We start from the raw sequence: 9,788 nt of genomic DNA, 5'->3' as shown, positions 1-9,788 counted from the left end.
TCCACCGCAACGACATCGACAGAAAGAAAGACACATGACAACGACAGGACTCCAGCACCCCACCCCGCCGCGACGCGCATTCGCCAGGGCGCGCGGACTTGCGGCGGCGGCGCTGTTCGTGCTCGCCGGCTGCGCCGCGGCGCAGGACAAGTCCGCCATGGTCATCAAGGGGCAGGATGGCTGGCTCTTCGGCGGCTGGGGCAGCCTCACCCAGGTGAACGAGGCCGGCATCGACCGGTCGGTGCAATTGGTGGCACAGGCACGGGATCTGCTTGCCGCGCGCAACATCCGGCTCGAAGTGCTGCTGCTGCCCGACAAGGTGCACTTCTATGCCGACAAGCTGCCTGCCGGACGCAGCATGAGCCCTGCCGTGCAGCAGCGCTATGCGCTCATCCTCGGCAAGCTGCAGAAGGCCGGCGTATCCACCTTCGACGACCTGGCGGTGCTCAAGGCCGTCGAGGACAGCGGCAGGAATGTGTTCTATCGCACCGACCAGCATTGGACGCAGGACGCGGCCGATGCGACGGCACAGGCCACGGCCGACCTGATCGGCAAGAGTGTGCCGCAGCTCGAAGGACAGCCCGGCAGCGGCACGCCGCTGGGCGCGCTCACCAAGGAACGCCGCTACGGCGACCTGGCCGAACTGTTCCTCACCCCGGACGAGAAGAAGCAGATCGGCCGCGAGGTCTACACCGTGCGCCGCCAGGCCGAAAGCCAGGGCCTGATCGATGATGCACCGGCGCCGGTGCACGTGACGGGCCACAGCATGGTGCAGCCCTATTTCGGTTTTCCGCAGAAGCTGTCGAACCTGCTCGACCGGCCCGTCTCGCTCAACTGGAAACCCGGCAACATCGGCCCCTGGGTGATGCTGCTCGAGTACCTCGAATCCCCGGCCTTCCGTCAGAAGCCCCCGCAGGTGCTGGTGTGGCAGATGTTCGAGCCCAACTTCGAGCAGGGACCGGACGCCGCCGGCCTGTGGGACAACGCGTCCGTGATGCCGTCCGACACCTGGACGCAGCGCGTTCGCAGCGCGCTCGCCAAGTGAGGCCCGCGATGAGCGATCCTGACGTCCTCCCCGATTCCGCGCACCGCATGACCGCCGCCGTGTGGATGGTGCTGCTCGCGGTCGGACTGGCCGTCGGCATCGGCGCACTTGGCAAGGTCGAGCTCGCCCCCCCGTTGCGGGGCCTCGATGCATGGCTCGACGGCCGCACGGAAACCGCGCTGAACCAGGCGATCAAGCTGCCGGGCCAGGAGCGCATAGAGACCGCGAATGCCGCCGTGCGCTACCGCATGCTGGGCGATCTCGGCACGCAGGTCGCGCTCGGCTGTCCGCAATGGATGTTCTACCAGGACGGGCTGCGTGCACAACCCGGCACGCAGCCGCAGGTGCAGGGCGAGCGCCTGCGCCTGCTGAAGAGCTGGAGCGAACAACTCGCCGCACGCCAGGTGCGCCTGCTGGTGGTCGCGGTGCCCGACAAGGCGCGCATCGAAGCCGGACACCTTTGCGGGCGCGCGATGGCGCCGGGGCTGCAGGCCCAGTACGACACGCTGGCGCGGGCGCTGGATGACAGCGGCATCGCCTTCGCCGACCTGCGCGCGGTGCTGGGCCATCGCAACGAGGACATGTTCTTCCGTACTGACGTGCACATGAACCCCGCAGGCGCCCGGCTCGCGGCGCAGGCCGTGGCCCGGGCCGCGCTGCCGCTGCTCGGCGGCGCGAAGGGCGAGCAGGCATTCGAGGTGTCGCCGCCCGGGACGCCGCAGCCGCGCATGGGCGATCTGCTGGTGCTGTCGGGCCTGAAGAGTGCGCCCCCAGGCTGGCGGCCCGACATCGAGACGGTGGCGGAACAGGCCGTGGCACCCATGCGCGGTGGCGGGCTGCTGGACGACACACCGCCCGTGCAGGTGCTGCTGGCTGGCAGCTCCAACGGCCTGCGCAGCCACTTCGCCGAATGGCTGGGCATGGATCTGGGACGCGAGGTGTGGAACCTCAGCATGGACGGCGGCCAGTTCTCCGGAGCGATGCTGAAGGCGCTCGGGCAATCCGGCCAGTGGCCGCAGACGCTGCGCCTCGTGATCTGGGAGTTCTCGGAAAACACGCTCTCGCTGCCGCTCACCGACGACGAGAAAAAGGCGCTGGCACAGCTGCCCGCCGCCCGCAACTGACCACGCCATGCTGTTCAACTCCTACCTCTTCCTGCTGCTGTTCCTGCCCATCGCGCTGATGGGCTACTACGGGGCGGCCCGCGTCAGCCTGCGCCTTGCGGCGCTCTGGCTGTGCCTGGCCTCGTTCGTCTTCTACGGCTGGTGGAATCCGCAGTTCGTCGCGCTGCTCGCGGTCTCGATCCTCTTCAACTACGTCGTGGGCCTGCTGGTCCTGCAGGCTGCCGGTGCGCCGCGCAGGCAGTTGCTGATCACGAGCGCGGGCGTGATCGCCGACCTTGCCGTGCTGGTGCACTACAAGTACTTTGCGGCACTGTTCAACTTCCTTGGCGAGTGGGGCCTCACGCATGGCGCGATGGACACGCTGATCCTGCCGCTGGGCATCTCGTTCTTCACCTTCACGCAGATCGGCTTCCTGCTCGATTGCCGCTCGGGACTGGTCAAGGAAAAGGGATTCCTGAGCTACGTGCTGTTCGTGACCTTCTTCCCGCACCTGATTGCCGGCCCGATCCTGCACCACAAGGAGATGATCCCGCAGTTCGCAGACCCCGCGAACTACCGCTTCAAGGCAGAAAACCTGTCGATCGGCGGCATGCTGTTCGTGATCGGACTGGCGAAGAAGGTGCTGCTGGCCGACGGCATTGCGCCCTATGCGGACGCCGGCTTCGCAGCGCCCTCGGGCCTGGATTTCTGGGGTGCCTGGGCGACGAGCGTGAGCTATGCGCTGCAGATCTACTTCGACTTCTCGGGCTACTCCGACATGGCGCTGGGTCTCGCGAAAATGTTCGGCATCCGCTTTCCGCTCAATTTCAATTCGCCGTACAAGGCCGCGAGCATCGTCGACTTCTGGGCGCGCTGGCACATCACGCTCACGCGCTATCTCACCTCGTACCTGTACTACCCGGTGGCCATGGCCGTCTCGCGTGCCCGCGAGCGGCGCGGCATGGCCGTAGGCTCCCTCGCCGCCAGAACGCCGGGAGGATTTGCCGCCACCATCATCGTTCCCACGCTGTTCACCATGGGACTGGCGGGCATCTGGCATGGTGCGGGTCTGCAGTTCCTCGTGTTCGGCATCTGGCATGGGCTGTGCCTGTCGATCAACCATGGCTGGCGCATCTTCGTCGTCGGCAGGAAGCCGCCATCGGAGCGCCACAGCGGCCCCGCAGCCAAGGCGCTCTGTGTGCTGATCACCTTCGTGGCCGTGTTGATCGGACAGGCGTTCTTCCGCGCCGACGGCATGCACAGCGCCTGGCAACTGCTGGCGGGCATGATGGGACTGCATGGCTTCGGAGGCCTCGAATCGCTGTCGCATGCGGCAGGCCTCCCGTTCGGCGATGCGTGGCGCCTCGTGATCGGCCACCACCTGCAGGCGGTCTACATCGTGCTGCTGCTCGGCATCGCCTGGTTCACGCCCAACGCGCATCAGATCCTCGGCGTCCACTCGCCCGCGATCTTCAAGACCCTGCCCAACCCGAACCGCCTGCTGCGCTGGCGCCCCAGCCCCGGCTGGCTCATCGCAGCGCTGTTCCTTCTCGCACTGTGCCTGGCCACGCTGCACAAGGAAACGCGTTTCCTGTACTTCCAATTCTGACCCATCTGCAAAGGAGTTGCACCATGAACATGACCATTACCGACATCCAGGCCCGGGCGGCATCGCTCATCGGCGACATCATCATGACGCACGTCGACACCGATGCGCAGCTGATCGACTCGGGCCTGGTCGACTCGCTCTCCGCCGTCGACGTGGCACTGGCCGTCGAGCGCGAATTCGGCGTGAAGATTCCGCCTTCGGAGATCGACGTGCACCTGCAATCCGTGCACACACTGGCCGACTACATAGCGGCCAACCGCAAGGTCTGAGCCGCCCCATGCGCCTTTCGCGCCTTGTGCGCCCCGACCGCATCGATCATGTAGACCGGACTGTCCGAACTGGAGGACACCATGCCATTTGACTTCGACCGCTTCGATTTCGTCGACGCACAGGAACACGCCGGCGCCCCTGCCATCCACGATGCGCAAGGCACCATGGGCTGGCGCGACCTGCATGCCGCCGTGGAGGACTGGGTTTCCCAGGCCCGGGCCGCGGGCCTGCAGACCGATGTACCCCTGGTGATACGCGGACACAAGGAGGCAGCCTTCGTCGTTGCCATGCTCGGCTGCCTGCGCCTTGGCGTGCCCTTCGTGCCCGTCGATGTGATCAATCCCGAAGAGCGCATCCGCCGCATCACCGAGCTGGTGCACGCGCCCATGGTCTTCGACTCCCAGTCGCTGCAATTTCTGCCGACGGGCCACGCGCCCCAGGCGCTCGAGCAGAAGGGCCTGGCCTACATCATGTTCACCTCGGGCAGCACGGGCGACCCCAAGGGCGTGCAGATCGGGCGCGAGAGCGTGGGCCTGTTCGCACGCTGGATACGCGACTGCCTGCAGCTGGGGCCGCGCCCGTGTTCATGGACCAGATGCTGTTCAGCTTCGACTTCTCCCTCTTCAACTGGGTGGGTGCGCTCGCCTGCGGCGGCGCCGTGGCGCTGTGCGCGCGCGAGACCATCGAGGATCGCGATGCGTTCACACGCTATCTCTCCGAGGCGCGCGTCTCGGTCTGGGCATCGACGCCCTCGTTCGTTCGCCAGCAGCTGCTCGACGCCAGCTTCACCGCCGAACAGCTGCCCGACCTGCAGGTGTTCGTGTTCGGCGCGGAATCGCTCACCCCCACCATGGCCGAGGCCGTGTGGGAACGCTTTCCCCAGGTGCGCATCATCAACTCCTACGGACCGACCGAGGCCACCTGCTCGACCACATGGGTGGAAATCGATGCCGCCCTGCGCAAGGCCGCGCCGCTACCCTTCCCCATCGGGCGTGCCAAGCCCTATGCGCATGTGTTCATCGACAACGGCGAGATCTGCATGGCGGGCGACCACGTAATGCGCGGCTACCTGAACCGCCCCGACCTGAACGAGACACGCATGTTCATGTTCAACGGCAAGCGTGGCTACCGCTCGGGCGACCTCGGCGACATGGACGAGTGCGGCCTGGTCACCTTTCGTGGCCGCCGCGACGACCAGATCAAGATGCACGGCTACCGCATCGAGCTGGCAGAGGTCGACGCCGCACTGGCACTCCTGCCCGGCGTGCGCGCGGGTGCGGCGATCGCGCTCAGGCGGCCCGACGGCGTGATCGTGCGCATGGTCGGGTTCGTCGACCCCGACCGCCCCGGCCCCGCGGGCCTGCATGCGCCGGACAGCGCCCTCGCCGACTGGAAGGCCGTGCTCGCGCGCCGTGTGCCCTCGTACATGATTCCCTCGGAACTGCTGGTCTGCCACGGGTTTCCGACGACGCAGACCGACAAGGTCGATCGCAAGCGGCTGGAACAGCTGTACCGCGAGTCGCGAACACCCCGGCAGGCCACTGCTGCTGCCTCGGCGGCCGTCACAGGATGAACGACATGACACTCATTGGTCACCTCCAGGTTGCACGCTGCGCGGCGCTGGCCCTCCTCGCCGCCGCGGTGGCACCCGCACTTCACGCGGAAGGCGCATTCTCCCAGCTCTACGCGGCGCGGCCGCCCGCCGGCTCGTCCTTCGTGCGCGTGCTCAACCCCGGCAGCGCACCTCTGCAGGTGAAGATCGGCCAGGGCCCCGTGCAGACGATCTCCGGCGACGCCGTCGCCTCCAGCTATGCCATCGTCAAGGGGAACACCGAGTTCGCCGTCGTCCTCGACGGCAAGGCCGGTGCCCCGATGAAAGTGGCGCCCGACAGCTTCACCTCCCTGGTGCCCACATCCGGAAGCGCCGCCGCGCTCAGGGCTCTCGACGATTCCGCGGGAGCGACGCAGGATGCGCTCAAGGCCGAGCTGCGCTTCTACAACCTGATCGACGGCTGCGCTCAGGGCAAGGTGGGCATCGCGCCGGCTGGCACGCCGCTGTTCGCCGCCCTTGCCGGTGGAGGCTCCGCCGCCCGTGCCATCAATCCCGTGAAGGCGACGCTCGTCGGCAGTTGTGGAGAGGTTTCGACGGCTCCCCTCGCACTGCCGGCCCTGCAACCCGGCGACCACTACAGCCTGTTCCTCACCGGCACCCCGGCCCGCCCCATCCTGCGCGGGCAGCGCAGCACCACCGACAGCTACCGGCCGTGACCCCTCGCATGACACCCATGGCCTTTCACGCCCAGAAAGAAGAGCACGATGCGCACCGTATTCCGTGATGATCATTGGATGCTGCAGACGCAGGTCGCGCGGTTCGTGGAGCAGGAAATCCTGCCCTACTACGCGCAGTGGGAAGACCTGGGCGTCACCCCCCGGTCGCTGTGGCGCAAGGCCGGAGCCAACGGACTGCTCAATTGCGCCATTCCCGCGCCCTGGGGCCATGGCGGTGACTTCGGCCATGCCGCCGTCGTGATCGAGGAGATCGCGCGGGCCAACTGCCTGGGCATCGGCTTCTCGATCCATTCCGACATGGTGGCCCCCTACATCCTGCGCCTGGGCACGCAGGAGCAGAAGAACCGCTGGCTGCCGCGCATGACCGAGGGCGAATGCATAGGCGCCATCGCGATGACCGAGCCCGACGCGGGAAGCGACCTCAAGTCCATCCGCACGCGCGCGAAACGATCCGGACGGCACTATGTGCTGAGCGGCCAGAAGACCTTCGTGACCAACGGCTCCCATGCCGACCTCGTGCTGGTGCTGGCGAGCACCGCGCCCGAACTGGGGGCGCGCGGGCTCTCACTGTTCGCGGTGGAGCGCGGCATGCCCGGATTCCGGCAGGGCCAGCCGCTGCGCAAGATCGGCCAGCATGCGCAGGACACCTGCGAGCTGTTCTTCGACGACGTGCAGATTCCGGCCAGCCACCGGCTCGGGGACGAGAACGCCGGATTCGAATACGTCACGTCGGAACTCGCGCAGGAACGCCTGGCCATCGCGCTGCGCGCCGCGGCGCACCTGGAGGGCATGATCGAGTCGACCTGCGACTATGTGAAGCAGCGCAAGGCCTTCGGACGGCGCGTGATGGACTTCCAGAACACGCGCTTCACACTGTCCCGGGCCATGTCCCAATCCTCCATGCTGCGCGTCTTCCTGGATGACTGCCTGGCGCGCCACATGCGCGGCGAGCTGGATGCGGTGACCGCCGCCATGGCCAAGCTGAACGCCACCGAGATGCAGAATGCGCTGCTCGACGACATGCTTCAGTTGTTCGGCGGATATGGCTACATGGCCGATGTCGGCATCGGACGGGCCTGGGCCGATGCGCGCGCACTGCGCATCTTCGGCGGCACCAGCGAGATCATGAACGAGATCATCGGCAGGAGCCTGTAGTCACCCTTACGGTTGCGGCATGGCGGCGCGCCACGCGCTGCGCAGCCGCGCGCTCTCCTCCGATGCCCCCGTCACCCAGGGGTCCAGCGCATAGGCGACGATGCGGCGCGCGCCGTATTCCCTGGCAATGCCCCACTGTGCCTGGAGGCGCTCGAAGCTGGCAGGCCGCGCGCGGAACTCGCCGGGCATGTTGGCTGCGTCGGGCAGGCGCTCGAACACCTCGACGATCAGGTCAAAGCCCGTGCCGCGCCGCAGCAGCATGCGGTGTAACGGCTCGAGCCGCTCGTAGTTGGCGATGCCGTGCACGCCGACGCCGTCCTGCAGCATGGGCCGCACCACGACATGATCGAGCAGCACGCTCCACACCTGTGCCAGCAGTTCCCCGGACTCCATCTCGCTGCTGTACGTGGACACGCTGGGCTCCCGGCCCGACGTGGCAATGGCCGCATCCGACAGCCCCTTGAGCCACGGCACCAGCATCGCGATGCGTGCGGCCGAGCCCCAGTGGTACTGCTCCAGCTCATAGGGGATGTACCAGCCGCGGAATGCGGCGTGTCCCGGCCAGCTCACCGATTGCATGTAGCTTGTCCCATGTGCACCCGTCGCGCGCAGGAAGTCCGCGAGGCGATCAAGGTCAGGCTGGTGGATCACCTTCCACCATGCTTCGTTGTAGGGCAGGCCGAGGTGCACGCCCATGCCCTGTTCCGCAGCCTGGTCCAGCAGCATCTGAACCATGGGAGCGCGCGCGTCCCAGGCGGGCTGCGGCTCGCCTTCGAGGCCGACCCACTGAAGAAAGACCTCTTCGCAGCCCAACTCGCGCATGCCCGACAGGCTCTGCCCCCAGCGTTCGCGCGACCAGCCGAGATGTTCGTCCCACGGCTGCAGGAACGAGCCGCCGACGGCCATCGTGCCATCGCACCCCAGGAGTGCCAGCGTGGAGCCCATTGCCGAGGCACGCAGCAACTGGCGACGCGTAAGGCCAGGACGGATGCGGATGGGCAGGGGCTGCATCGCGCCACTGTATCGGGCGGCCCGGCAGGGGGCAAGCGCCCGGCACCCGCCGCATCAAATTCGCACAACGGTTACCGGCGTGCGCTCTCGTGCGCTCTCACAGCGTGCCCGCGCCCTCATGTCGGGGCACGCCGCAGCACCAGCATGTCGATTCGCGAAGGAACGCCAAGGCGCACAGCGAAACCGGCCCAGAGTCCCGCGCCGCTGCTCACGAAGAGCTTCATGCGGTCCACGTCGTAGGCGCCGCGCACGAAACCGTTGTTGACGGGGGCGACGAGCCAGCGATCCATTCCCAGGACATGGCCGCCGTGCGTGTGCCCGGAAACCTGCAGGTGCACGCCCTGCGCGGCGTTCTCGCGCGCGAGCCTGGGCTGGTGGGCGAGCAGCAGGTGGAAGTCCGCGCCCCGGGCCTGCCGGGCGACGGCCTCGATGTCGGGCGGCAGCCCCTCGGCGACGGCGGGATCGGCATTCTGCCGCGACAGCCGGCCATAGGCCGGATCGCCCACGCCGGAGACCGCGAGCGTGCGCCCGCGGATCTTCACGCGCTGCGTCTGGTTCTCAAGGTAGGTCAGCCGCAGCGAACGGAACACCCGGGCCCAGGCGTCATAGCCGCTGTAGTACTCGTGGTTGCCTGGCGCCGCGAACACACCGTACTTCGCCGACAGCATCGCAAGCGGAGCGATGTTGGCCGCCTGGGTCGGCACGTCCCCATCCACCATGTCGCCCGGCAGCACGATGAGATCGGGCTGTGCGGCCAGCGTGCGATCGACGATGCCCTGCACGTAGCGCGCGTTGTTGACCGGGCTGGCGTGGATGTCGGCGATCACCGCCACCCGCAGGCCGTCGAACTCGGCCGGCAGCGAGGGCAGCACGATCTCCTGCTCGTGCACATCGGGAATCCTCAGCGCCTGCATCACGCCGAACCCCGACACCAGAAGCGCCACCGCGACGCCGAGAACGGCAGTCGCGATCCGCGTGCGCGGCTGCATCCCGTTGCCCACGAGGCGCTGCAGCAGGCCTAGCAGATCGCGCAGCAGCGCCAGGATGAAGGCCAGCGCCAGAGCCGCCAGGATCCAGCCGCTGGCCACCTGCAGGTGTGCAATCACGTCATAGCTCAGCGTGGTGTTGCGCATCGCCCAGATCAGCGCGGCCGGAAGCGCGCCGAGCACCGACGTGACAACGACAGCCCACCAGAAGGCGCCACGCCGCTCGCGCAGGAGCAGCGGCCACCACAGCCACACTGCCATCGGCAGCACGGCCAGACTCGCATAGAAGATCATTGAAAGAAATCCACAGAAATCCGCCC

The 9,788-nt window shown here is 67.5% G+C and carries 8 protein-coding genes and 1 pseudogene; 7 read left to right on the top strand and 2 right to left on the bottom strand.

Translation table 11 applies throughout. The annotated features are described in order from the left end of the window. Window positions 1-34 precede the first annotated feature (34 nt). From H9K76_RS01465 to H9K76_RS01435, 7 genes and pseudogenes are all read left to right on the top strand, one after another. Window positions 35-1,045, top strand: a complete 1,011-nt coding sequence (locus H9K76_RS01465; protein WP_187597841.1) for an alginate O-acetyltransferase AlgX-related protein — start codon at window positions 35-37, stop codon at window positions 1,043-1,045. An 8-nt stretch (window positions 1,046-1,053) separates the two neighbouring features. Further along, on the top strand, window positions 1,054-2,169 hold the full coding sequence (locus H9K76_RS01460) for an alginate O-acetyltransferase AlgX-related protein (protein ID WP_187597840.1): 1,116 nt from the start codon (window positions 1,054-1,056) through the stop codon (window positions 2,167-2,169). 7 nt (window positions 2,170-2,176) lie between these two features. Next, window positions 2,177-3,757, top strand: coding sequence for an MBOAT family O-acyltransferase (locus H9K76_RS01455; RefSeq protein WP_187597839.1), 1,581 nt, complete (start codon window positions 2,177-2,179; stop codon window positions 3,755-3,757). 83 nt (window positions 3,758-3,840) lie between these two features. Beyond that, window positions 3,841-4,026, top strand: coding sequence for an acyl carrier protein (locus H9K76_RS01450; RefSeq protein WP_246475597.1), 186 nt, complete (start codon window positions 3,841-3,843; stop codon window positions 4,024-4,026). Window positions 4,027-4,107: 81 nt separating this feature from the next. After that, a pseudogene (locus tag H9K76_RS01445) lies at window positions 4,108-5,600 on the top strand (AMP-binding protein). Between the two features lie 5 nt (window positions 5,601-5,605). Continuing rightward, window positions 5,606-6,295, top strand: a complete 690-nt coding sequence (locus H9K76_RS01440) for an alginate O-acetyltransferase AlgF (RefSeq protein ID WP_187597838.1) — start codon at window positions 5,606-5,608, stop codon at window positions 6,293-6,295. A gap of 48 nt (window positions 6,296-6,343) precedes the next feature. Further along, window positions 6,344-7,471, top strand: a complete 1,128-nt coding sequence (locus tag H9K76_RS01435; protein ID WP_187597837.1) for an acyl-CoA dehydrogenase family protein — start codon at window positions 6,344-6,346, stop codon at window positions 7,469-7,471. A 6-nt stretch (window positions 7,472-7,477) separates the two neighbouring features. Here H9K76_RS01435 and H9K76_RS01430 read toward each other — a convergent pair whose 3' ends face one another. Together H9K76_RS01430 and H9K76_RS01425 are read right to left on the bottom strand one after the other, a co-directional pair. Further along, entirely contained in the window at window positions 7,478-8,482 is a 1,005-nt protein-coding gene (locus tag H9K76_RS01430) for a DUF4434 domain-containing protein (RefSeq protein WP_246475241.1), read from the bottom strand. A gap of 116 nt (window positions 8,483-8,598) precedes the next feature. Then, the gene (locus H9K76_RS01425) at window positions 8,599-9,762 is read right to left on the bottom strand and encodes a metallophosphoesterase (RefSeq protein WP_187597836.1); all 1,164 of its coding nucleotides are present in this window, start codon (window positions 9,760-9,762) and stop codon (window positions 8,599-8,601) included. Between the last annotated feature and the right edge of the window lie 26 nt (window positions 9,763-9,788).

Origin of the sequence: Diaphorobacter ruginosibacter, assembly GCF_014395975.1 — a bacterium.
GTDB lineage: Bacteria > Pseudomonadota > Gammaproteobacteria > Burkholderiales > Burkholderiaceae_C > Diaphorobacter_A > Diaphorobacter_A ruginosibacter.
The sequence above is the reverse complement of the archived record's forward strand: the minus strand, read 5'-3'. Positions and strand labels throughout refer to the sequence as shown.

What these genes read in the sequence shown, in the direction of transcription:
- H9K76_RS01465 (WP_187597841.1), top strand. Translation starts at nt 35, where the DNA reads ATGACAACGACAGGACTCCAGCACCCCACCCCGCCGCGACGCGCATTC.
- H9K76_RS01460 (WP_187597840.1), top strand. Translation starts at nt 1,054, where the DNA reads ATGAGCGATCCTGACGTCCTCCCCGATTCCGCGCACCGCATGACCGCC.
- H9K76_RS01455 (WP_187597839.1), top strand. Translation starts at nt 2,177, where the DNA reads ATGCTGTTCAACTCCTACCTCTTCCTGCTGCTGTTCCTGCCCATCGCG.
- H9K76_RS01450 (WP_246475597.1), top strand. Translation starts at nt 3,841, where the DNA reads ATGACGCACGTCGACACCGATGCGCAGCTGATCGACTCGGGCCTGGTC.
- H9K76_RS01440 (WP_187597838.1), top strand. Translation starts at nt 5,606, where the DNA reads ATGACACTCATTGGTCACCTCCAGGTTGCACGCTGCGCGGCGCTGGCC.
- H9K76_RS01435 (WP_187597837.1), top strand. Translation starts at nt 6,344, where the DNA reads ATGCGCACCGTATTCCGTGATGATCATTGGATGCTGCAGACGCAGGTC.
- H9K76_RS01430 (WP_246475241.1), bottom strand. Translation starts at nt 8,482, where the DNA reads ATGCAGCCCCTGCCCATCCGCATCCGTCCTGGCCTTACGCGTCGCCAG.
- H9K76_RS01425 (WP_187597836.1), bottom strand. Translation starts at nt 9,762, where the DNA reads ATGATCTTCTATGCGAGTCTGGCCGTGCTGCCGATGGCAGTGTGGCTG.